Here is a 22,476-nt window from a genome sequence, read left to right on the forward strand (position 1 = left end):
CATTTTTCGCGTCAATGAGGTTTTGTTTAGCTGCCGGAGAGCTTTGTGCCGCCGTAAATGACGACGGCGGTGAGATTAATCGGCACGACCGCGGGCTAGCCACAGCACCCGTGAGAACATTTTCTTCAGCAGCGTCGGCACAGCGTCCACGCCACGGCGGCCGGCCTCCATCGCCACCTCAATCGCCAGGTCCGGCTTGGATGAGCGATGGATGGCTTTGGTGATCACCCGCCGCATATTCATCGGGACATTATCCGGGATCTGCGCCACCCGATGATAAACGTCATCAAATCCCTGACGATACATAAAGTGTTCCATATCCAGCGCCGGCAGACTGGTCAGATGGTCGCGCTCCAGCTCGCGATCGTTATTAAGCAGACCTCGTACCGTCGCGGCATATTTTTTCCCCGCCTCATCGCCGTCCACCAGCACGTGCCACTGGATCCCCATCCGGCGGGCAAACTTGATCAATGGCTTCAGGCCGGACTGGGCGAATTCGATCACCTTAACCCCTTCAGCATCAAAATGATGACCGCACTGCCGGGCCAGTTCATTGATAACCCAGGTTTCCGTCTCTCCCTCCACCAGCAGCCAGCAGCGGGCGAAGAGCGATGAGGCGCGATTGAAGCGAATGTGAAAAGCAATGCGCCGGCTCTCTTCGGCATTCATTCCGCCCGGCCCCAACCGCCACGCCGATACCCGCGTCGACTCACGCACCAGCCGGCAGACCTGCTCTACCGGCGTCAGGGACAGCAGCTCTCCGGAGTTGGTGGTGGTCACACGCTGCAGCGGCAACAAATTCAGCAGGTGCCAGGCGACGGAAAGCATGATCGGATGCAGACGGGTCTCGGGATCTTCAATCAACAGCAGCGGTCGCGCGTCGCGATCGAGGCGCACCGTCCCTTTCGCCTGCAGGAGGGTGGCAAACAGCCCCAGCAGGATCACCCGATGGCTGCGCCCGCCGGGCTTGTCGATCATCCGGTTGATAATATCCAGATAACGCCAACTGCGCTGTTCATCATGGGAGCGCCGCCGCATCAGGCGATGCCGCGTCTGAGCGCTGCTTTGCTCGGCAAAGTAATGCTCAAGCAGTTGCACCATGGCCGATAGCCCCTGACGGATCTGACCGTCCGATAAATTTTGCGGATGGCTGACCAGTTCACGGGAGAGAAAATCCAGCTGACGGGCGGTGATCTCTATCTGCGGCGAGTGCGGTACCGTCCCGTTATGGATGCGGCGCATAAAGCGCGCATCGCGCAGGCGCAGCACCGGCATCAAACGCACCAGGTGTCGGGCCAGCTCATCAATCTCCTCCAGCACCAACGCTTCGCCTTCACCATCGATAAAGCTCCGCAGGGTCATCACGCTGTCATCTTCGGCGAGCTCGCCCTCCAGGCGATAGAACACCCGGTGATACCCGTCATCGCAAGGCACCCAGCAGCGCTGAAGCGGACGGAAACGCCGGACCCGATGGCGGCCTGGCTCCGTTTCGCGGAAGGTCAGGATAATATGCAAATGGTGTTCGCGCCCCTGGATGTCGCCCGGGGGAAACCAGAAATCATCGCGAACAAAGTGATAAAGATCGAACTCCGGCGACAAAAGCAGGGTCAGCGCATCAAGCAGACTGGACTTCCCCCACGCGTTCTCCCCGATCAGGACGTTATTTTGCTCCAGCATCAACGACAAACGATTGATACCGCGAAAACCGACGATTTCTACGCGCTCAAGAAGCATATCCCCTCCGCTACACCACCACTCTCCTTCAGTAATCAACAGTATAGCGAGGGCGGAGGCAAGATGACACTCTGCTTAATCGCATCCGTGGCTCATATTCAGCGGATTAAATATATTCATAAAATTACTCACTTATCGCCTATTACCGACTGTTGATTATTCATCAAGCAAAATAGTTTTATTTCAGGCGTTATGATCTACACTATTGATAATCTTCCATGGATAAAGGAAAGGCTAAACTGGCAAAAGGAATCCACTCACCTTGCCCTAAATCAAATAATATCAATATATTTAACTGGCTCCGGGATGGCGATTATCTCTAGAATAACGCCGCTTTATTTTTATCGTCATCCCTTATCACGATAAATAAAGACCGGCACGGTCCGCCCGTGCGCGTAAACAATTTAATTGAGGTGGTTATGTTCAGAAAATTAGCAGCCGAATGCTTCGGCACCTTCTGGCTTGTATTTGGCGGCTGCGGTAGCGCCGTGCTCGCCGCGGCTTTCCCCGAGCTGGGTATTGGTTTTGCCGGCGTCGCGCTGGCATTTGGCTTAACGGTATTAACCATGGCGTTTGCGGTCGGCCATATTTCCGGGGGGCATTTCAACCCGGCGGTCACCTTAGGCCTGTGGGCCGGCGGCCGTTTTCCGGCAAAAGAGGTCATTGGCTATATTATCGCTCAGGTGGTCGGCGGAATTATTGCCGCGGCGGTGCTGTACGTGGTTGCCAGCGGTAAAGCCGGCTTTGATGCCGCCGCCAGCGGCTTTGCCTCCAACGGCTATGGCGAACACTCCCCGGGCGGCTTCTCTATGCTGTCGGCTATCGTCATTGAAATTGTCCTGACCTGCGGCTTCCTGCTGGTTATTCATGGCGCGACCGATAAACATGCGCCGGCGGGCTTTGCCCCCATCGCCATCGGCCTGGCGCTGACCCTCATCCATTTGATCAGCATTCCAGTCACCAATACCTCGGTCAACCCGGCGCGCAGCACCGCGGTGGCAATTTTCCAGGGCGGCTGGGCGCTGCAGCAGCTGTGGCTGTTCTGGTCATGCCAATCGTCGGCGGGATCCTCGGCGGCGTGCTGTATCGCACCCTGCTGGAAAAACGCGATTAACGCTTTTCAAAGCCCGGGTCTCCGGGCTTTTTCTTTCTGGCGACAGCTTTACTCGGCCCGGTGATTTGGGTAGTGTCATGGGCGCTATTCTCATCATGCAAGGGCTGCATCGTTCATGTTTTCGGGACTCTTTATTATTCTGTTGCCGCTGGTCGTCGGCTATTTACTGCCTCTTCGTCACTCCTCCGCGCTAAAGCTGATAAACCGCATGCTCAGCTGGATTGTCTATGTAATCCTTTTTTTTATGGGTATCAGCCTGGCGTTCCTCGACAATCTGGCCAGCAACCTGCTGGCAATATTGCATTACGCCGCGGTGAGTGTGGTTATCATTTTACTGTGTAATATCGCCGCCCTGCTGTGGCTGGAAAGTAAAATGCCATGGCGCAGTCAGCATCGTCAGGAGAAATTACCCTCGCGCCTGGCCATGGCCCTGGAATCGCTGCAGCTGTGCGGTGTGGTCGTGCTCGGTTTTCTGCTCGGTCTGACCAGACTGCCTTTTTTACAGCACGCGACAGAAGCCAGCGAATATACGTTGATTTTTCTCCTGTTCCTCGTCGGTATCCAATTACGCAATAATGGAATGAGTCTGCGACAAATAGTCCTTAACCGCCGGGGAATGATCGTCGCCGTGGTGGTTACGGCCAGTTCATTACTCGGCGGGATACTTAACGCCTTTATTCTCGGTCTGCCGTTAAAGACCGGTCTGGCAATGGCGAGCGGTTTCGGCTGGTATTCGCTCTCCGGTATTTTACTCACCGAATCCTTTGGCCCGGTGATCGGTAGCGCGGCGTTCTTTAACGATCTCTGTCGCGAGCTGCTGGCCATCATGTTAATTCCGGGCCTTGTTCGCCGCAGCCGCTCCACGGCGCTGGGGCTGTGCGGCGCCACCTCGATGGACTTCACCTTACCGGTACTGCAGCGTTCCGGCGGCGTCGAAATCGTCCCTGCCGCCATCGTGCACGGTTTTCTGCTTAGTTTGCTGGTCCCGATCCTGATCGCCTTTTTTACCGCCTGAGCACCCGCTGGCGGCAGCCCTCCTGCCGCCAAATTTGCGCTAAATCAATCTCCCTTTAAGTTGTCTGAGAAATACCTTTTCACCCGTTGCCGCGCGGCATAACCTTAAACATGTATATCAAATATAACTTTAAAGGTGTGACCATGTTTTGTGTGCAATGTGAACAAACCATTCGTACCCCAGCCGGCAACGGCTGCTCTTACGCGCAGGGGATGTGCGGTAAAACAGCGGAAACCTCGGACCTGCAGGATCTGCTGATTGCGTCACTGCAAGGCCTGTCCGCCTGGGCGCTTAAAGCGCGCGAATATGGCATTATCGATCATCAGGTCGACAGCTTTGCCCCCCGCGCCTTCTTCTCCACCCTGACTAACGTTAACTTCGATTCCCCGCGCATCGTCGGCTACGCCCGCCAGGCAATTGCCTTGCGTGAGGCGCTGAAAGCGCAATGCCTGGCGATCGATGCCAGCGCCGCGGTCGACAGCCCGGTCGCCGACCTGCAGCTGGTCAGCGACGATCTGGGCGACCTGCAGCGTCAGGCGGCGGACTATACCCCGAATAAAGATAAAGCCGCCATCGGCGAAAATATTCTCGGTCTGCGCCTGCTGTGCCTGTACGGTCTGAAGGGTGCGGCGGCCTATATGGAGCACGCCCACGTGCTCGGCCAGTACGACAACGCTATCTATGCCCAGTACCATAAAATCATGGCATGGCTGGGCACCTGGCCTGCGGATATGAATGCGCTGCTCGAATGTTCGATGGAAATCGGCCAGATGAACTTCAAAGTGATGAGCATCCTCGACGCCGGTGAAACGACCAAATACGGCCATCCGACGCCGACTCAGGTCAACGTTAAAGCCACCGAAGGGAAGTGCATCCTGATCTCCGGCCACGATCTGAAGGATCTGTATAACCTGCTGGAGCAGACGGAAGGCACCGGCGTCAACGTCTATACTCATGGCGAAATGCTGCCGGCTCACGGCTATCCGGAGCTGCGTAAATTCAAACATCTGATTGGCAACTACGGCAGCGGCTGGCAAAACCAGCAGGTGGAGTTCGCCCGCTTCCCGGGCCCCATCGTGATGACCTCTAACTGCATCATCGACCCGACCGTCGGCGCCTACGACGATCGCATCTGGACTCGCAGCATCGTCGGCTGGCCGGGTGTGAACCATCTGGAAGGTGAAGACTTCTCCCCGGTCATTGCCCAGGCGCAGCAGATGGCGGGCTTCCCGTACAGCGAAATCCCGCATCTGATCACCGTCGGCTTTGGCCGTCAGACCCTGCTTGGCGCGGCGGATACGCTGATCGATCTGGTCAGTCGTGAAAAACTGCGCCATATCTTCCTCGTCGGCGGCTGCGACGGCGCCCGCGGGGAGCGTAACTACTTCACCGATTTCGCCACCAGCGTGCCGGATGACTGCCTGATCCTGACCCTGGCCTGTGGTAAATACCGCTTCAACAAACTGGACTTTGGCGATATCGAAGGGCTGCCGCGCCTGGTCGACGCCGGGCAGTGTAATGACGCTTACTCGGCGATTATTCTGGCGGTCACGCTGGCGGAGAAACTGGGCTGTGGCGTCAACGATCTGCCACTGTCGCTGGTGCTCTCCTGGTTCGAACAGAAAGCGATCGTCATCCTGCTGACGCTGCTGTCGCTGGGTGTGAAAAACATCGTCACCGGTCCGACGGCGCCTGGTTTCTTCACCCCGGATCTGCTGGCGGTCCTCAATGAGAAGTTTGGTCTGCGTTCCGTGACCACCGTGGAACAAGATATGCAGCAGCTGCTGAGCGCTTAAGGAGTCCCTGATGACTATGCCAACCTCCCAGTGCCCGTGGCGGATGCAGGTTCACCACATTCACCAGGAAACCCCGGACGTGTGGACCCTTTCGCTGCTGTGCCACGATTACTATCCGTACCGCGCTGGCCAGTACGCTCTGGTTAGCGTGCGTAACTCGGCGGAAACGCTGCGCGCCTATACCCTCTCCTCGACGCCGGGGGTCAGCGAATACATTACGCTGACCGTTCGCCGTATTGACGAGGGTACGGGTTCGCAGTGGTTGACCCGCGAGGTCAAACGCGGCGATTACCTTTGGCTGTCCGATGCGATGGGCGAGTTTACCTGCGACGATAAAGCGGAAGATAAATTCCTGCTGCTGGCCGCCGGTTGCGGCGTGACACCGATCATGGCGATGCGCCGCTGGCTGGCTAAGTATCGACCGCAGGCCGACGTACAGGTGATTTATAACGTGCGTTCGCCGGAAGATGTAATCTTTGCCGAAGAGTGGCGCAACTACCCGGTCACCCTGGTAGCGGAGCACAATGCGACGCACGGTTTTGTCGCCGGCCGTCTGACCCGGGAGCTGCTGCAGAGCGTGCCGGATTTAGCCAGCCGCACCGTGATGACCTGCGGCCCGGCGCCTTATATGGAGAAGGTCGAGCAGGATGTTGCCGCCCTGGGCGTCACCCGCTTCTTTAAGGAAAAATTCTTCACCCCGGTGGCTGAGGCCGCCACCAGCGGGCTGAAATTCACTAAACTGCAGCCGGCGCGCGAGTTTTACGCGCCGGTGGGCACCACGCTGCTCGACGCGCTGGAGAGCAATAAAGTGCCGGTGACCGTCGCCTGCCGCGCCGGCGTCTGCGGCTGCTGCAAAACCAAAGTGGTTTCCGGGAAGTACAGCGTCACCAGCACCATGACGCTGACCGACGCCGAAATCGCCGACGGCTATGTGCTGGCCTGCTCCTGTCATCCGCAGAGCGATCTGGTTCTCGCCTGAGGTCAAAATCCCCGGTGGCGCTACCGCTTACCGGGGCTACAGCGCTGTGCGATTTGGTAGCCCGGAGAAGGCGCAATGCGCCGCCTCCGGGAAAATCCCTGGCGACAATAAACGCTCAGGCGACATGAGATAAACGCTTTCCCGGACTGAAAAAATTGCAAATCGCCAACAGTATCGACTTTACGCCCCAGGACGAATGAGGCATTTTTACCGCCAGGCCGACTGACCGGCCAGCGAATAACGCCCCGCGCCGAGTAGCGCAATCGCCAGTGCGCCAACAAAGAAATAGACCAGATTCTCAATGGCCCACGCTCCCACCGTATCAAGCGCAAACGTCTTATCTAAGCCGACCATCAGCCACGCCACCACCATGGTGAACGCCAGCACCAACGCCGCCGGGCGGGTCAGGACGCCGAGAATTAACAAGCAGGGAGCGACCACTTCCCCCACCAGCACACCGTAGGCGATAAACCCGGGCAATCCCTGCGCCGCCAGCATCCCGCTAATGCCATCCACACCATCTATCAGCTTATGGATTCCATGGAAAAGCATTAAGCCGCCGACGGCAAGTCGTAACAAGAGTTTACCGGCGTCATCATGCGACAGCCTGCGATTTACTGTGTTTAACAATCCTTTAACCATTTGATGTGCATCCTTTTTTGCATCCTGTGTACTTCCAGAGTATGCGCAGCCGGAGAGGAATAAAACCAGCAAAAAATCAGGGGTAATCGGTTACATTGCGGTCAGTTTCATCTAAGCTTGAAGGCGTTATCAAAAAAAGGAGATGGAGATCATGAAACAGACCGTGGCGGCATACATTGCCAAAACGCTGGAACAGGCCGGCGTGAAACGTATCTGGGGCGTCACCGGAGATTCCCTCAATGGATTGAGCGATAGCCTTAACCGCATGGGCACCATCGACTGGATGCCCACCCGGCACGAAGAGGTCGCCGCTTTCGCCGCTGGCGCGGAAGCGCAGCTGACCGGCGAGCTGGCGGTCTGCGCCGGCTCCTGCGGACCGGGCAACCTGCACCTGATTAACGGTTTGTTTGACTGTCATCGCAACCATGTCCCGGTGCTGGCCATCGCCGCCCACATCCCATCCAGCGAAATCGGCAGCGGCTATTTTCAGGAAACCCATCCTCAGGAGCTGTTCCGCGAGTGCAGCCATTACTGCGAACTGGTCTCCACGCCGGAGCAGATCCCGCAGGTGCTGGCAGTGGCGATGCGTAAGGCAGTGATTAACCGCGGCGTCTCGGTGGTGGTGTTGCCCGGCGATGTGGCGCTGAAGGCCGCCCCGGAAAGCGCCAGCAGCCACTGGTATCATGCGCCGCTGCCGACGGTCACCCCGGCGGAAGAAGAGCTGCGCAAGCTGGCGCAGCTTATTCGCTACTCCAGCAATATCGCGCTCATGTGCGGCAGCGGTTGCGCCGGCGCCCACCAGGAACTGGTGGAGTTCGCAGCCAAAATTAAAGCCCCCATCGTCCACGCCCTGCGCGGCAAAGAGCACGTGGAGTACGACAACCCGTACGATGTGGGCATGACCGGGCTGATTGGCTTCTCTTCTGGCTTCCACACCATGATGAACGCCGATACCCTGATCCTGCTGGGCACCCAGTTCCCCTATCGCGCCTTCTACCCAACCGACGCGAAAATTATCCAGATCGACATCAACCCCGGCAGCATCGGCGCACACAGTAAGGTCGACATGGCGCTGGTGGGCGATATTAAATCGACGCTGAAGGCGCTGCTGCCGCTGCTGGAAGAGAAAACCGATCGCCACTTCCTCGATAAGGCGCTGGAGCACTATCGCGACGCGCGAAAAGGGCTCGACGATCTGGCTAAACCCAGCGATAAAGCCATTCACCCGCAATATCTGGCGCAGCAGATCAGTCATTTTGCCGATGAAGATGCCATTTTCACCTGTGATGTCGGCACCCCGACCGTCTGGGCGGCACGCTATCTCAAAATGAATGGTAAACGCCGCCTGCTGGGCTCGTTCAACCACGGCTCAATGGCCAACGCCATGCCGCAGGCCATCGGCGCCAAGGCCACTGCGCCGGAGCGGCAGGTAGTGGCCATGTGTGGCGACGGCGGGTTCAGCATGCTGATGGGCGATTTTCTGTCGCTGGCGCAGATGAAGCTGCCGGTGAAGATTGTCATCTTTAACAACAGCGTGCTGGGCTTCGTGGCGATGGAAATGAAGGCCGGGGGCTATCTCACCGACGGTACGGAGCTCCACGATACCAACTTCGCCCGCATCGCTGAGGCCTGCGGTATCAAAGGTATACGCGTTGAAAAAGCCTCCGAGGTGGATGAAGCGCTGCAGACCGCCTTCCGCACCGACGGTCCGGTGCTGGTCGACGTCGTCGTCGCCAAAGAGGAACTGGCGATCCCGCCGCAGATCAAGCTGGAGCAGGCCAAAGGCTTTAGCCTGTATATGCTGCGGGCGATCATCAGCGGGCGCGGCGATGAGGTCATCGAACTGGCGAAAACCAACTGGCTCAGGTAAAACAGAAGCAATACGTTGAACCAGACCAAGGAAAAGCCGTGATCGATTTACGCAGTGATACCGTTACCCGTCCCGGGCGCGCCATGCTGGAGGCCATGATGGCCGCCCCGGTCGGGGACGATGTGTATGGCGACGACCCTACCGTCAATGAACTGCAGCGCTATGCCGCCGACCTGGCCGGCAAAGAAGCGGCGCTATTTCTACCCACCGGCACCCAGGCCAACCTCGTTGGCCTGCTCAGCCATTGCCAGCGCGGCGAAGAGTATATCGTCGGCCAGGGGGCGCATAACTATCTGTACGAAGCCGGCGGCGCGGCGGTCCTCGGCAGTATTCAGCCGCAGCCGATCGACGCCGCGGCGGATGGTTCGCTGCCGCTGGATAAAGTGGCGGCGAAAATCAAACCCGACGATATCCATTTTGCCCCCACCCGCCTGCTGAGCCTGGAAAACACCCATAACGGTAAGGTGGTGCCGCGCGACTATCTGCAGGAAGCCTGGGCGTTTACCCGCCAGCGCAATCTGGCGCTGCACGTCGACGGCGCACGCATCTTTAACGCCGTGGTGGCCTACGGCTGCGAGTTACGCGATATCGCCCAATACTGCGACTCCTTCACCATCTGCCTGTCAAAGGGGCTTGGCGCTCCGGTAGGCTCGTTGCTGCTCGGCAGCGAGGCGTACATTCGCCGCGCCGTCCGCTGGCGGAAAATGGTCGGCGGCGGGATGCGCCAGGCGGGCATCCTGGCCGCCGCCGGGCTGTACGCGCTGAAAAATAACGTGCAGCGCCTGCAGGAGGATCATGACAACGCCGCGTGGATGGCGGAGCAGCTGCGCGCTATCGGCGCCGACGTCACCCGTCACGATACCAACATGCTGTTCGTTCGCGTCGGCGAAGAGCAGGCCCCGGCGCTCGGCAAGTTTATGCAGGCGCAGGGGGTATTGATCAACGCCTCGCCTGTTGTCCGTCTGGTCACTCACCTGGATGTCAACCGTCAGCAGCTGAGCGAGGTGGTCGCCCACTGGCAGGCTTTTTTACAACGCTAAGGAGTCAGGCGTGTCGCAATCAGTTCTGGTGCTCGGCGCCAGCGGCTATATTGGCCAGCATTTAGTGCGCGAGTTAAGCGCGCGGGGCTATCCGGTGCTGGCGGCGGCACGCCATATCGACCGATTGCAAAAACTCGCTTTGCCCGGCGTTACCTGCCGGTCAGTCGATCTCAATCAGCCGCAGGACCTGCCTGCGCTACTCACCGGTATCGATACCCTTTATTATCTGGTCCACGGCATGGGCGAAGGCGGTGATTTTATCGCCCATGAGCGGCGGGTGGCGACGTATGTGCGCGATGCCCTGCGTCAGTCATCAGTGCGCCAGGTGATATTTCTCAGTTCGCTGCAGGCCCCGGCGCAGGAGCAGTCCGACCATCTGCGCGCTCGTCAGATTACCGGCGATCTCCTGCGTGAGTCGGGCGTGCCGGTGACCGAGCTGCGGGCCGGGATTATCGTCGGCGCCGGCTCCGCCGCCTTCGAGGTGATGCGCGACATGGTTTATAACCTGCCGGTGCTAACCCCTCCGCGCTGGGTACGTTCGCGTACCACCCCTGTCGCGCTGGAAAACCTGCTCGTTGACCTGGTTGAGCTGCTGAATCATCCCTCCGACATGCACCGCGTCTTCGAAGCCGCCGGTCCGGAGGTGTTAAGCTATCAGCAGCAGTTCATTCGCTTTATGGCCGTCAGCGGTAAACATCGCCCGCTCATTCCCATTCCCCTGCCGACGCGCTGGATCTCGGTGTGGTTCCTCAATGTCATCACCTCGGTGCCGCCGACCATCGCCAAGGCGCTGATTCAGGGGCTGAAGCACGATCTAATCGCTGACGATCGGGCGCTGCGGGCGCTGATCCCGCAAACGCTGATCCCCTTCGATCAGGCGGTTCGCCGCACGCTGAAAGAAGAAGAGCAGTTAGCAAACTCCAGCGACTGGGGCTACGACGATCAGGCTTTCGCCCGCTGGCGACCGGAGTACGGCTACTATCCGAAGCAGGCAGGTTGCACCGTCGCCACTCAGGCAAGCCGCCAGGCCCTGTGGCAGGTCGTTAACCAAATCGGCGGTAAAGAGGGGTATTTTTTCGGCAATCTGCTGTGGAAAACCCGCGGCGCGATGGATCTGCTGGTCGGCCACCGGCTGGCCAAAGGGCGGCCGCAGCGCGCTTATCTGCAAACCGGCGATACGGTCGACAGCTGGAAGGTAATTATCGTGGAGGAAGAAAAACAGCTCACCCTGCTATTCGGTATGAAAGCGCCCGGGCTGGGCCGATTAAGCTTTACCATTAACGATAAAGGCGATCGTCGTGAACTGGACGTGCGCGCCTGGTGGCACCCGCACGGTATGCCTGGCCTGATCTACTGGCTGCTGATGATCCCGGCGCACCTGTTTATTTTCCGCGGTATGGCGCAACGCATCGCCCGGCTGGCCGAACAAATCTCAGGCAGAGTCGAAGGATAAGCGTTATTCTTTCATGATTCTCATTGCATAGTCGGGAGAATCACGGAAAAATGCGCACGAAATTCTTTTCTGGGACAGTAGAGTGATATGAAGGTACTGGTTACCGGTGCGACCAGCGGATTAGGCCGCAACGCAGTGGAATATCTGCGCAACAAGGGCATCAGCGTGCGAGCGACCGGGCGCAACGAAGCGATGGGCAAGCTTCTGAGCAAAATGGGGGCGGAATTCATCCCGGCAGATTTAACCGAGCTGGTCTCTTCGCAGGCTAAAGTGATGCTCGCCGGTATCGATACCCTATGGCACTGCTCCAGCTTTACCTCGCCATGGGGCACTCAGCAGGCTTTCGATCTCGCTAACGTCCGCGCCACCCGTCGTCTGGGCGAATGGTCAGTGGCATGGGGAGTGCGCAATTTCGTCCATATCTCTTCGCCATCGCTCTATTTTGATTATCACCATCATCGTGATATCCAGGAAGATTTCCGTCCACACCGCTTCGCCAACGAGTTTGCCCGCAGCAAGGCGGCCAGCGAGGAGGTGATCAACCTGCTGGCGCAGGCTAACCCGCATACCCGTTTTACCATTCTGCGGCCGCAGAGCCTGTTTGGGCCGCACGACAAAGTCTTTATCCCCCGGCTGGCGCAAATGATGCAGCATTATGGCAGCGTCCTGCTCCCGCGCGGCGGCAGCGCGCTGGTCGACATGACCTATTATGAAAACGCCGTACATGCGATGTGGCTGGCGAGCCAGCCGGCCTGCGATCATCTTCCCTCCGCCCGCGCGTGGAATATCAGCAACGGCGAACCGCGCACCTTGCGGAGCATCGTGCAGAAATTGATCGACGAGCTCGGTATCAAATGCCGGATCCGCTCTGTTCCCTATCCGATGCTGGATATTATCGCCCGCAGCATGGAGCGCTTTGGCGATAAAACCGCCAAAGAACCCGCGTTTACCCACTACGGCGTCTCCAAGCTTAACTTTGATTTTACGCTCGATATCACCCGCGCGCAGGACGAGCTGGGCTATCAGCCGGTGGTGACGCTTGACGACGGCATCGTGCGCACCGCCGCCTGGCTTCGCGACCACGGTAAACTACACCGCTAACCCTGGCCATATTTTTCTAACAGCGCCTCGGCTATCGCTTCGGTTTGCGCATCCGCTACCCCATCCCAGCGCTGCGGACGGAAGTGCATCTGGAAGGCGATAATCACCCGCTTCTTCTGCGCGGGGGTCATCTCCGGCGTCACCTGATAGCCATAGCGCGAGAGCAAATCCAGTACGATTTCGGGGTCCACTGGCTCGCTGGCCGGCCGCCCGTTGAGATAAAAGGCCACCCGCTGCTCGTCAGGCCAGGCGCCGATCCCCTGCTGCGCCAGCTGTTGCCAGGGGAATAACGGCCCCGGATCGTCTTTGCGCTGCGGGGCGATATCCGCATGGGCGACCACATTCTGCGGCGCGATGTGGTAGCGGGCGATGATATCGCGCGCCAGCGGGATCAGAGCCGCAATCTGTTCCGGATGAAAGGGGGTAAAACTTTTGACGCCCGCCGTCTTCTGCCAGCCGCGGTTCTCCAGCTCAATGCCAATGGAGGTATCGTTAATGCGCGTACTGCCGCGCCAGTAGCTTACCCCGGCGTGCCAGGCTAAATCCTCTTCCGGCACCAGCTGCCAGATCCGCGGTTTATGCTGATAACGCGGGGGCTGTTCAGGAATTAAATAGTGGGAGCTGACCTCTTTATCGGTCAACGTGGCCAGCGAGACATCAAAATTGTCAGCCGTATAGTGGATCACTAACACCTTTATTCGCGGATAGGCAGCCTGCGCCGGATGACGGGTGTCCAGCTGGTATCCGTCGCGATCGATAATGCCCTTTTCCCCAGCGCAGCCGGTCAGCAGCAGCGCCAGCAGCACGATCCGCATCATCCGTTTCATCCCTTCTCCCTTGCCCGGCAGCGTCTCCGGGTTAATAAGACCATTGATTACGTCCTTTATTTTTCGCCTGATACAGCGCACTGTCCGCCCGGGCGATCAGCGTCTCTATCGGGACCGTGCCATCGGAGGCGACGATCCCGATACTCACGGTGACCTCCGACGCCACCGCCGAAGCGGCGTGCGGTAGGCCTGCCTCGCGGATCTTCTGCTGAATGCGCTCGGCAATAGCGGTGGCATGCGCTAAGGACACCCCGGGCAACACGACGACAAACTCTTCGCCGCCGTAGCGAGCCACCAGATCGCCCTCCGCCCGGACCGCCATTTTAAGCACCTGCGCGACAGAAGATAAGCACTCATCACCAGCCTGATGGCCATAGCGATCGTTATAGCGCTTAAAATAATCGACATCGATCATCATCAGCGCCAGCGGCGTTTTTTGCTGCCAGATCGCCGCCAGGTAAGCATTGAGCGCCCGACGGTTAGCGGTTCCGGTTAAGGCATCCTGGTTGGCGATACTTTCCAGCCGCTGAATAAGCTGCATATTCTCCTGGTGGGTATCCCAGGCTTCGTCATACCAGCGCTGCAAAATACGTCGGCCATACAGCAAAATCGCGGTAAAAATGGCCCAGAGGATCAAAAAGCGGATCTCGGTGTGATAGTGGAGCTGTATTCCCGCCAGCAAGGCGGTCACCCATAGCGGCAGCATAAAAGCGGTAATGCCGGGCCAATGGTGATACAGCGCGGTGAGGCCGGTAGTCATTAATATCACCAGCAGCGGCCAGGCAAAGGGCAAGGTCCAGAAAAAAATAAAACAATAATTACTCAGGGACCAGCACAGACTGAGCGCCAGCAGCAGCCCGGTGATGATATTCAACGTATATCGTCCCTGCGCCAGTCGCGGCGTGAGGGCAATAATCACTAAAATGGCCGAAATGATAATAACCGCAATCAACGCCGCTTCGATATAAGGAATAACCGCCCGATGCGTCAGTAGCCTCTTATCAAAATAGGTAAAGATAAAATTGCGGAAGAAAATCATTAACGCAAAAGCGATATTGACAAAGGCGAGCCAGGGCATACTCATGGACAGCGCATGGCGCTGGACATTATCTCTGGTGGCCCACAACGCGGCTCGCTGCTGCCGGGCGCGCTCTCGCTTATTTGTTAACATCTTATCTCCCTGGTGACCTGCATGACCATGGGCGCAGCCCCTGCTTTTCTATATGATAAACCATGTTACCGGGAATGTCTGTCAGCGCCCTATCCCTTCAGCTCCGGCCTCTCAGGGTGATTTTCAGCTAACGACCGGAGAAAATAGCCTGGTCCGCTCCCGATGGGTAACCGGCTCAAAAAACAAGCATCAGCACTGCGAAATACGTCATCTTTTCGCTAAAAAGCGTTAACTAACCGTCATTAAATTGCAGCATTTTGCTTACAAAAAGCAGTGTGAGTTCAATCTGAATCATTCATTGGTGAATGCAAACAAGAGCATGATGATAGCGAGATAAACAATAGGGGCTAAGAATATTAAATATGCAGCTTTAGTGGCAGGTACAGCATTGTTTTAAGCGGCCAATGCCGTCTCCGCAGAAATTTTAACAAAACAGCTTTTGATAAAGTCCATACGCAATATACCAAAATCGGCGCCATTTCCTCTACTGGTCAAACCGCATCCAACGATGCCCGTGAAGAGCTGATTAAAAAAACAAATGAACAAGGGGGGCGTCATTGTCCCCTCCTCCGGTAATACGGATAAAAAAATGCACGTCGCCACTCGCATCTATAAGAAGAAATAATTACCCTTATCTTTCAAGAGCCATTTCCCTATTTTACGGGGCAATATTTCTTGTTCACGGGAAAATTAAGTTTATTTTTATACTGCCCTGCCTTTTAGCGCCTGACGGAATTCTGTCATCCCCGTGCCGATTTCCCGCCCTAAGGCTGTAGCCACATCAAGGTCTTAGCTCTTTGCGTCAAGTACAATCCGCACGCTATACGCTATGCTTTAACGGAAACTGAAAACGTAGTTCGCTTATAAGGAAATCATCATGCGCTACAAACTTTTTGCTGTACTTCTCCCTTGCGCGCTGGCGCTCAGCGCCTGTACGACCGTCACCCCGGCCTATAAAGATAATGGCACCCGCAGCGGCCCCTGCGTCGAAGGCGGCCCTGACGACGTAGCGCAAAAATTCTACGACACCCAGATCCAGAATCGTACTCAGGATCCGGCGGCGCTGCGCCCCTATCTGAGCGACGGCCTGGCGCAGTTACTCAATGACGCCCGCCAGGATCCCGCCAACAGCAAATTACTGCAGGCTAATCCGTTCTCCAGCAGCAGCACCCCGGCAGACAGCGCCGTGGTCGCCAGCGCCTCCACCATCCCGAACCGCGATGCGCGCAATATTCCGCTGCGCGTCGATCTGAAACAGGGCACCCAGAGCTGGAAAGATGAAGTGCTGATGATCCAGGAAGGCCAGTGTTGGGCCGTCGATGACGTTCGCTATCTCGGCAACAACAGCCATGCGCCAGCCGGGACGCTGCGACAGAGTCTGGAGAAACGCTAATTCCGGAGTTGAAGCGACGCCGCTGAAACGATAACCCCGGTAAAATGTCGGTATTCGCCCCAGGAATGCCGACATTTGCGCCCCCCTCACCCACCAGGCCATATTTTGTGCTAACTTTAAAGCTAAACGTGGTTTAGATTTAACTTTTAACGCATAAATATTGCATAACTATTCTGCCAAAGGTAGTATTTGCGGCCTCAATAGCTATTCGTATCAGACTGCCCAGATGAGTATTAAACTAAACGGCATTAATTGCTTCTACGGCGCACACCAGGCGCTGTTCGACATCACGCTGGATTGCCCGCAGGGGGAAACGCTGGTGCTGCTCGGCCCCAGCGGTGCCGGGAAGAGCTCGCTGCTGCGCGTACTCAACCTGCTGGAGATGCCGCGGTCCGGTTCGTTATCCATCGCCGGTAACCAATTCGACTTCACCAGAGCGCCGTCCGATAAAGCGATTCGCGAGCTGCGTCAGAACGTCGGCATGGTCTTTCAGCAATACAACCTGTGGCCGCACCTGACGGTACAGCAGAACCTGATCGAGGCCCCCTGCCGCGTACTGGGGTTAAGCAAGGATCAGGCGCTGGCTCGCGCAGAGAAGCTGCTGGAGCGCCTGCGTCTGAAGCCGTACAGCGATCGTTACCCGCTGCATTTATCCGGCGGCCAGCAGCAGCGGGTGGCCATCGCCCGCGCGCTGATGATGGAGCCGCAGGTTCTGCTGTTCGATGAGCCTACCGCGGCGCTCGACCCGGAAATCACTGCCCAGATCGTCAGCATCATCCGCGAGCTGGCTGAAACCGGCATTACCCAGGTTATCGTCACCCACGAAGTTGAAGTGGCGCGCAAGACGGCCAGCCGGGTGGTGTATATGGAAAATGGCCATATCGTCGAGCAAGGGGATGCCTCCTGCTTCACGCATCCGCAAACTGACGCGTTTAAAAACTATCTTTCACATTGATGTTTTTCGGGGAAATGACGATGAAAAAAGTACTGATTGCCGCCCTGCTCGCAGGCATGAGCCTCTCCGCTTCCGCCGCGCAGACCATTCGTTTCGCCACCGAGGCCTCTTACCCTCCGTTTGAGCTGGTGGACGCCAACAACCAGATCGTCGGTTTCGATGTCGATCTGGCGAACGCGTTGTGTAAAGAGATCGACGCCACCTGTACCTTCACCAACCAGGCCTTTGACAGCCTGATCCCGGGACTGAAATTCCGCCGTTTCGACGCGGTCATGGCCGGGATGGACATCACGCCGGAGCGTGAAAAGCAGGTGCTGTTCTCTACCCCGTATTATGACAACTCGGCGCTGTTCGTCGGCCAGCAGGGTAAGTTCACCAGCATTGACCAGCTGAAGGGCAAAAAAGTGGGCGTGCAGAACGGCACCACCCACCAGAAATTCATCACCGATAAACATCCGGAAATCACTACCGTGCCTTACGACAGCTACCAGAATGCGAAGCTGGACCTGCAGAACGGTCGTATCGACGCGGTCTTTGGTGACACCGCCGTGGTGACCGAATGGCTGAAGAGCAATCCGAAGCTGGCGGCCGTGGGCGATAAAGTGACCGACAAAGCCTATTTCGGCACCGGGCTGGGCATTGCCGTACGTCAGGGCAACACCGACCTGCAGCAGAAATTTAACGCTGCGCTGGAAAAAGTGAAGAAAGACGGCACTTACCAGACCATCTATAACAAATGGTTCCAGAAGTAAGACTGAATGAACGAAATTTTTCCATTAGCAAGCGCCGCCGGGATGACCGTCGGCCTTGCCGTTTGCGCGCTCGTCATCGGCCTGGTCCTGGCGATGCTCTTTGCGGTACTGGAGTCAGTGAAATGGCGCCCGGTAGCCTGGCTTGCAACCGGCATAGTGACCATCCTGCGCGGGCTACCGGAAATTCTGGTGGTGCTGTTTATCTATTTCGGCTCTTCCCAGCTGCTGCTGACGCTCTCTGACGGTTTCACCATCCCGCTCGGGTTCACGCAGATCCCGGTGCAGATGCAGATTGAGAACTTTGACGTCAGCCCGTTCCTCTGCGGGGCGATCGCCCTGTCGCTGCTGTATGCCGCTTACGCCTCGCAAACGCTGCGCGGCGCGCTGAAAGCGGTTCCGCAGGGCCAGTGGGAGTCCGGCCAGGCGCTGGGGCTGTCGAAAGCGGCCATATTCTTCCGTCTGGTGATGCCGCAGATGTGGCGCCATGCCCTGCCCGGCCTCGGTAACCAGTGGCTGGTGCTGCTGAAGGACACCGCGCTGGTGAGCCTGATCAGCGTCAACGATCTGATGCTGCAGACCAAAAGCATCGCCACCCGCACTCAGGAACCCTTTAACTGGTATATCATTGCGGCGGCAATCTATCTCGTCATCACCCTGTTGAGTCAATACATCCTTAAGCGGATTGACCAGCGTGCGACGCGCTTCGAACGGAGACCAGGCTGATGCTCGACTATTTACCCGAACTGCTGAAAGGACTGCATACCAGCCTGACGCTGACCGTGGCGTCGATTATCGTGGCGCTGATCCTGTCGCTGATCTTCACCATTATCCTGACCCTGAAGACGCCGGGGCTGGTATGGATAGTGCGCGGCTATATCACCTTGTTTACCGGTACGCCGCTGCTGGTGCAGATCTTCCTGATCTACTACGGCCCGGGACAGTTTCCTTCGCTGCAGGATTATCCGTGGCTGTGGCATCTTATCTCCGAGCCGTGGCTGTGCGCCCTGATCGCTCTGTCGCTCAACAGCGCCGCCTACACCACTCAGCTATTTTATGGCGCCATCCGGGCGATCCCCGACGGGCAATGGCAGTCCTGCAGCGCGCTGGGGATGAGTAAAAAGGATACTCTGGCGATCCTGCTGCCGTACGCCTTTAAGCGTGCGCTATCGTCCTATTCCAACGAAGTGGTGCTGGTTTTCAAGAGTACCTCTCTGGCCTACACCATCACGCTGATGGAAGTGATGGGCCACGGCCAGCTGCTGTATGGACGCACCTACGACGTGATGGTGTTCGGCGCCGCCGGGATTATCTATCTCATCGTTAATGGACTGCTGACGCTGCTGATGCGCCTGGTGGAACGCAAAGCGCTGGCCTTCGAGCGACGTAGCTAGCACCTGAGCATATTGCATAAAAAGCAAACAGCAAGGCGGACAAGTCAAACACCTGTCCGTCTTTTTTTATGACGATAGAAATACTTAATCATTTTTATTGCATATAAATTCATTTAATGGCATTGTCACTCTATGCCGCAGACACGGCGAATAATCATAAGATAGACAGAAGGGAGTTCCACGATGAAAAAGTTAGTTCTGGCTGCACTGCTCACCTCTTTCGCGTTCGGCGCCGCTGCCGCGGAAAAAATCAGCTTTGGCGTCTCCGCAACCTATCCGCCGTTTGAATCGATGGACGCTAATAACCAGATTGTCGGCTTTGATATCGATCTGGCCCACGCGCTGTGCAAACAAATGCAGGCAGAATGTACCTTTACCAACCACGCGTTTGACAGCCTGATCCCGGCGCTGAAGTTCAAGAAATATGATGCGGTGATTTCCGGAATGGATATTACGCCGGAGCGGAGCAAGCAGGTGGCCTTCACCGACCCGTACTACGCCAACTCGGCGCTGGTGATCGCCAAAAAAGATGCGTTCCATTCTTTCGATGACCTGAAAGGCAAACGGATCGGCATGGAAAACGGCACCACCCACCAGAAATATCTGCAGGATAAGCATCCTGAGGTGAAGACCGTCGCCTATGACAGCTACCAGAATGCGATTATCGATTTGAAAAATGGCCGTATCGACGGCGTGTTCGGCGACACCGCGGTGGTCAACGAATGGCTGAAAACTAACCCGCAGCTGGGGGCAGCCACGCCGAAAGTGACCGACCCGCAATACTTCGGCACCGGACTCGGCATTGCCGTGCGCCCGGATAACAAGGCGCTGCTGGAGAAACTGAACGCCGCGCTGAAAGCGATTAAGGCCGACGGTACCTACCAGAAAATTAGCAACCAGTGGTTCCCGGAGTAACTTTTTTCGCCGGGTGGCGCTGCGCTTACCCGGCCACCGCTCTTCCCCGTTGGCCGGGTAAGGCGTAGCCGCCACCCGGCGATTTCTCAAAGTGGCACGAAGAACCTGAACCGCGCCCCGCTTACCGACTCCACCAGTCTGATATCGCCCCCGTGCAGCTCCAGCATTCGTTTTACAATCAGCAACCCTAACCCACCGCGATCCTCCCGCGATGCCTGGGTAGACAACGCCGACGGCCGCTGGAACAGATCGTCGCGCAGCGCGGCATCGACGCCCGCTCCGTTGTCTGCCACTTCGACCTGAAGCTGTTGATTCTCCTGCCAGACCGCCAGACGGATCTCCCCGCCGACGGGAGTATGCCGCATCGCGTTATCGAGCAGGTTGGTCACCACCCTCTCAATCATCGACACATCGGCGTTAATCAGCGGCAGCGGTCCCGGTACATCAATATGCAGGTTCACCTCGCGCGTGCGGGCAGTTAATTCAAACTTCTGCGCCACGTCGGAAATCAGCTCCCCCATCGCGAAACGCTCGCGCTGCGGCTTAATGCCTCCATGCTCCAGTCGCGCCAGCTCAAACAGCTGCTGCGAGAGATGGCGCACTTTGTTCCCCTGGCGCAGGGCGATGGTGAGATACTGCCTGCGCTCCTCGGCGGTCAGCCATTCATCCTTCAGGGTCAGCGTTTCCAGATACCCCAGCAGCGAAGTCAGCGGCGTGCGCAAATCGTGAGAGATATTGGCCACAAATTCACGGCGCTGGCGATCGCTGTCGGCCAGCCGATCCCACTGATCGGCAATCTGCCGGGCAAGGTCAATAAAGCGGTTCTCGAGCACCGCCACCTCGTTACCAGGCCGGGGCTCCGGCCTGCGGGCCGCCAGGGTTTTGATGGCGCTGATGCTGTCCTGGCCGCTCGCCGCCACCTGGGCGGTGAGCAGGCGGACCGGCCGGGTGACCCAGAACCATGCCAGCCCCCCTGCCAGCAGGCCAAACAGGGCCACCAGCAGCAGCGTCCACAGAACAATGCTCCACAGCGTTTTTTGCCAGGCGTCGGCCGCCAGCTGATTAAACGTCTCCCCCTGCAAAATGATATACAGGTAGCCGCGCAGTTGGCCGTCGACGCGCAGCGGGGCGGCGCTGAAGACTTTTCGTCCGTCGGGACTGCGCGGATCGTCGCCATACACCGGCGACGCACTGCCGGTGAGAAAAGCCTGCACCGGCGCCATGTCGATACGCTGGCGCTGGATATGGCCCGGCGGCGCCGCATCGGCCAGCAGGTCGCCATCCGGCGACAGCAGATAGAGCTCCACGCTGGGATTAAAGGTCATCAGTCGGTCAAACAGCGACTTCAGGGTTTGCCGGTTGACCTCGCCGTGGGCGTCCAGCAACGGCTCGCGGGCGACAATCTGTTGAGCCAGCCCGGACGACAGACGCTGCACCATGGCGTTGCCATACTGCGCGCTGCTGTGTAACTGGACGGCGCATACCGCCACCGCGCATAGCATCAGCAGGGAAACCACCACCAGCGCCAGCCGCTGGCTGAGGCTCAGGCGGCGGATCACGGGGCGGCCTCTTGCGTCACCGGGGCGAACTTATAGCCTTTTCCCCAGACGGTAAGAATGATGTCCGGCTCGGCCGGGTCACGTTCGATTTTACTGCGCAGGCGGTTGATATGGGTATTGACGGTATGCTCATAGCCCTCGTGCTGATATCCCCAGACCTGCTCCAGCAGCGCCAGCCGGGAAAACACTTCCCCGGGGTGGCGGGCGAAGTAATACAGCAGGTCGAATTCACGCGGCGTGAGGTCCACCGTCTCGCCGCGCAGCTTCACTTCGCGCGACAGCGGGTCGATGCTCAGGCCATGGCAGGACAGGCGCCCGGCGTCCATCAGCAGATTCTGCCCCATCGCCTCCTGGCGACGAAACAGCGCTTTGACGCGGGCGATAAGCTCCAGCAATGAAAAGGGCTTCGCCAGATAGTCGTCGGCGCCCATCTCCAGGCCCAGCACGCGGTGCATTTCGCTGGTGCGAGCGCTGATGATAATCACCGGCAGGTAGCGGGTCATCTGGCGGATACGCCGGCAGATCTCCAGACCATCGACGCCGGGCAGCATCAAATCGAGGATCACCGCATCCCAGACCTGCGTCTCCAGCCGGGCGAGGGCCTGGCCGCCGTCGGCTTCATGGACGATCTGATAGCCCTCATCCTGAAGATTGAGCCGCAGCAGCGTGGCTATATCCTCGTCATCTTCCACCAGCAGAATGGTTTTGGCCATTAGATTCCCCCCACCAATAACAAAACATGCTGCGTCAAGCTTACCCGATTTCAGCG

The 22,476-nt window shown here is 57.8% G+C and carries 19 protein-coding genes and 1 pseudogene; 14 read left to right on the top strand and 6 right to left on the bottom strand.

The genetic code is table 11. From position 1 onward, the window contains the following. Positions 1-75: 75 nt before the first annotated feature. A complete protein-coding gene (locus KB890_RS05850) occupies positions 76-1,734 on the bottom strand; it encodes an ATP-dependent endonuclease (RefSeq protein WP_004176693.1) in 1,659 nt (552 codons plus the stop codon). Between the two features lie 419 nt (positions 1,735-2,153). Between KB890_RS05850 and aqpZ the strand changes: the two are divergent. The 4 genes and pseudogenes from aqpZ to hcr all read left to right on the top strand — a co-directional run bounded on the left by aqpZ (position 2,154) and on the right by hcr (position 6,638). Next, positions 2,154-2,848: pseudogene (gene aqpZ, locus KB890_RS05855) on the top strand (aquaporin Z). A gap of 115 nt (positions 2,849-2,963) precedes the next feature. Further along, positions 2,964-3,863, top strand: a complete 900-nt coding sequence (locus KB890_RS05860) for a LysO family transporter (RefSeq protein ID WP_004191154.1) — start codon at positions 2,964-2,966, stop codon at positions 3,861-3,863. 143 nt (positions 3,864-4,006) lie between these two features. Next, positions 4,007-5,659 carry a hydroxylamine reductase gene (gene hcp / locus KB890_RS05865; protein ID WP_004176696.1) on the top strand — a complete coding sequence of 551 codons (1,653 nt, stop codon included), beginning with the start codon at positions 4,007-4,009 and terminating at the stop codon, positions 5,657-5,659. 10 nt (positions 5,660-5,669) lie between these two features. Next, positions 5,670-6,638 carry an NADH oxidoreductase gene (hcr, locus tag KB890_RS05870; RefSeq protein ID WP_002896410.1) on the top strand — a complete coding sequence of 323 codons (969 nt, stop codon included), beginning with the start codon at positions 5,670-5,672 and terminating at the stop codon, positions 6,636-6,638. Between the two features lie 207 nt (positions 6,639-6,845). On the opposite strand, the gene KB890_RS05875 is transcribed toward hcr, so the two are convergent. Beyond that, complete coding sequence (locus KB890_RS05875) at positions 6,846-7,280, bottom strand: DoxX family protein (RefSeq protein WP_004179154.1); 435 nt, start codon at positions 7,278-7,280, stop codon at positions 6,846-6,848. A gap of 151 nt (positions 7,281-7,431) precedes the next feature. Here KB890_RS05875 and poxB point away from each other — a divergent pair, with 151 nt between their 5' ends. The 4 genes from poxB to KB890_RS05895 all read left to right on the top strand — a co-directional run bounded on the left by poxB (position 7,432) and on the right by KB890_RS05895 (position 12,744). Next, positions 7,432-9,150 (top strand): ubiquinone-dependent pyruvate dehydrogenase, encoded by a 1,719-nt coding sequence (gene poxB / locus KB890_RS05880; protein WP_004176700.1) that lies wholly within the window; start codon positions 7,432-7,434, stop codon positions 9,148-9,150. Between the two features lie 38 nt (positions 9,151-9,188). Continuing rightward, positions 9,189-10,190, top strand: coding sequence for a low-specificity L-threonine aldolase (gene ltaE, locus KB890_RS05885; protein WP_017880060.1), 1,002 nt, complete (start codon positions 9,189-9,191; stop codon positions 10,188-10,190). Between the two features lie 10 nt (positions 10,191-10,200). Continuing rightward, on the top strand, positions 10,201-11,643 hold the full coding sequence (locus tag KB890_RS05890; protein ID WP_020323884.1) for an SDR family oxidoreductase: 1,443 nt from the start codon (positions 10,201-10,203) through the stop codon (positions 11,641-11,643). Positions 11,644-11,730: 87 nt separating this feature from the next. Beyond that, complete coding sequence (locus tag KB890_RS05895; RefSeq protein ID WP_002896399.1) at positions 11,731-12,744, top strand: NAD-dependent epimerase/dehydratase family protein; 1,014 nt, start codon at positions 11,731-11,733, stop codon at positions 12,742-12,744. Here the strand turns inward: KB890_RS05895 and KB890_RS05900 are convergent. Then, entirely contained in the window at positions 12,741-13,571 is an 831-nt protein-coding gene (locus tag KB890_RS05900) for an N-acetylmuramoyl-L-alanine amidase (protein WP_004209681.1), read from the bottom strand. The genes KB890_RS05895 and KB890_RS05900 overlap by 4 nt on opposite strands. Positions 13,572-13,602: 31 nt before the next feature. Beyond that, positions 13,603-14,742: a GGDEF domain-containing protein gene (locus KB890_RS05905; RefSeq protein WP_004176708.1), complete on the bottom strand. Its 1,140-nt coding sequence runs from the start codon at positions 14,740-14,742 to the stop codon at positions 13,603-13,605. 877 nt (positions 14,743-15,619) lie between these two features. Here KB890_RS05905 and KB890_RS05910 point away from each other — a divergent pair. From KB890_RS05910 to artJ, 6 genes are all read left to right on the top strand, one after another. After that, positions 15,620-16,135 (top strand): lipoprotein, encoded by a 516-nt coding sequence (locus KB890_RS05910; RefSeq protein ID WP_002896394.1) that lies wholly within the window; start codon positions 15,620-15,622, stop codon positions 16,133-16,135. Between the two features lie 226 nt (positions 16,136-16,361). Next, positions 16,362-17,090 (top strand): arginine ABC transporter ATP-binding protein ArtP, encoded by a 729-nt coding sequence (gene artP, locus KB890_RS05915; RefSeq protein WP_002896392.1) that lies wholly within the window; start codon positions 16,362-16,364, stop codon positions 17,088-17,090. A 20-nt stretch (positions 17,091-17,110) separates the two neighbouring features. Then, positions 17,111-17,842 (top strand): arginine ABC transporter substrate-binding protein ArtI, encoded by a 732-nt coding sequence (gene artI, locus KB890_RS05920; protein WP_002896390.1) that lies wholly within the window; start codon positions 17,111-17,113, stop codon positions 17,840-17,842. Between the two features lie 6 nt (positions 17,843-17,848). Next, entirely contained in the window at positions 17,849-18,565 is a 717-nt protein-coding gene (gene artQ / locus KB890_RS05925) for an arginine ABC transporter permease ArtQ (protein WP_002896386.1), read from the top strand. Next, positions 18,565-19,233 carry an arginine ABC transporter permease ArtM gene (artM, locus tag KB890_RS05930; protein ID WP_020323879.1) on the top strand — a complete coding sequence of 223 codons (669 nt, stop codon included), beginning with the start codon at positions 18,565-18,567 and terminating at the stop codon, positions 19,231-19,233. The genes artQ and artM overlap by 1 nt, the downstream gene beginning before the upstream one ends. A 183-nt stretch (positions 19,234-19,416) precedes the next feature. Further along, positions 19,417-20,148, top strand: a complete 732-nt coding sequence (artJ, locus tag KB890_RS05935; protein WP_002896384.1) for an arginine ABC transporter substrate-binding protein ArtJ — start codon at positions 19,417-19,419, stop codon at positions 20,146-20,148. An 86-nt stretch (positions 20,149-20,234) separates the two neighbouring features. Here the strand turns inward: artJ and KB890_RS05940 are convergent, their stop codons facing one another. Continuing rightward, entirely contained in the window at positions 20,235-21,707 is a 1,473-nt protein-coding gene (locus KB890_RS05940; RefSeq protein WP_002896382.1) for a sensor histidine kinase, read from the bottom strand. After that, positions 21,704-22,420, bottom strand: a complete 717-nt coding sequence (locus tag KB890_RS05945) for a response regulator transcription factor (RefSeq protein ID WP_002896380.1) — start codon at positions 22,418-22,420, stop codon at positions 21,704-21,706. The genes KB890_RS05940 and KB890_RS05945 overlap by 4 nt, the downstream gene beginning before the upstream one ends. Between the last annotated feature and the right edge of the window lie 56 nt (positions 22,421-22,476).

This window comes from Klebsiella sp. P1954 (assembly GCF_018199955.1).
Taxonomy (GTDB): domain Bacteria; phylum Pseudomonadota; class Gammaproteobacteria; order Enterobacterales; family Enterobacteriaceae; genus Klebsiella; species Klebsiella pneumoniae.

What these genes read in the sequence shown, in the direction of transcription:
- artQ (WP_002896386.1), top strand. Translation starts at nt 17,849, where the DNA reads ATGAACGAAATTTTTCCATTAGCAAGCGCCGCCGGGATGACCGTCGGC.
- artP (WP_002896392.1), top strand. Translation starts at nt 16,362, where the DNA reads ATGAGTATTAAACTAAACGGCATTAATTGCTTCTACGGCGCACACCAG.
- poxB (WP_004176700.1), top strand. Translation starts at nt 7,432, where the DNA reads ATGAAACAGACCGTGGCGGCATACATTGCCAAAACGCTGGAACAGGCC.
- KB890_RS05850 (WP_004176693.1), bottom strand. Translation starts at nt 1,734, where the DNA reads ATGCTTCTTGAGCGCGTAGAAATCGTCGGTTTTCGCGGTATCAATCGT.
- KB890_RS05905 (WP_004176708.1), bottom strand. Translation starts at nt 14,742, where the DNA reads ATGTTAACAAATAAGCGAGAGCGCGCCCGGCAGCAGCGAGCCGCGTTG.
- KB890_RS05945 (WP_002896380.1), bottom strand. Translation starts at nt 22,420, where the DNA reads ATGGCCAAAACCATTCTGCTGGTGGAAGATGACGAGGATATAGCCACG.
- KB890_RS05895 (WP_002896399.1), top strand. Translation starts at nt 11,731, where the DNA reads ATGAAGGTACTGGTTACCGGTGCGACCAGCGGATTAGGCCGCAACGCA.
- KB890_RS05900 (WP_004209681.1), bottom strand. Translation starts at nt 13,571, where the DNA reads ATGAAACGGATGATGCGGATCGTGCTGCTGGCGCTGCTGCTGACCGGC.
- artM (WP_020323879.1), top strand. Translation starts at nt 18,565, where the DNA reads ATGCTCGACTATTTACCCGAACTGCTGAAAGGACTGCATACCAGCCTG.
- KB890_RS05910 (WP_002896394.1), top strand. Translation starts at nt 15,620, where the DNA reads ATGCGCTACAAACTTTTTGCTGTACTTCTCCCTTGCGCGCTGGCGCTC.
- artJ (WP_002896384.1), top strand. Translation starts at nt 19,417, where the DNA reads ATGAAAAAGTTAGTTCTGGCTGCACTGCTCACCTCTTTCGCGTTCGGC.
- KB890_RS05875 (WP_004179154.1), bottom strand. Translation starts at nt 7,280, where the DNA reads ATGGTTAAAGGATTGTTAAACACAGTAAATCGCAGGCTGTCGCATGAT.
- hcp (WP_004176696.1), top strand. Translation starts at nt 4,007, where the DNA reads ATGTTTTGTGTGCAATGTGAACAAACCATTCGTACCCCAGCCGGCAAC.
- hcr (WP_002896410.1), top strand. Translation starts at nt 5,670, where the DNA reads ATGACTATGCCAACCTCCCAGTGCCCGTGGCGGATGCAGGTTCACCAC.
- artI (WP_002896390.1), top strand. Translation starts at nt 17,111, where the DNA reads ATGAAAAAAGTACTGATTGCCGCCCTGCTCGCAGGCATGAGCCTCTCC.
- KB890_RS05860 (WP_004191154.1), top strand. Translation starts at nt 2,964, where the DNA reads ATGTTTTCGGGACTCTTTATTATTCTGTTGCCGCTGGTCGTCGGCTAT.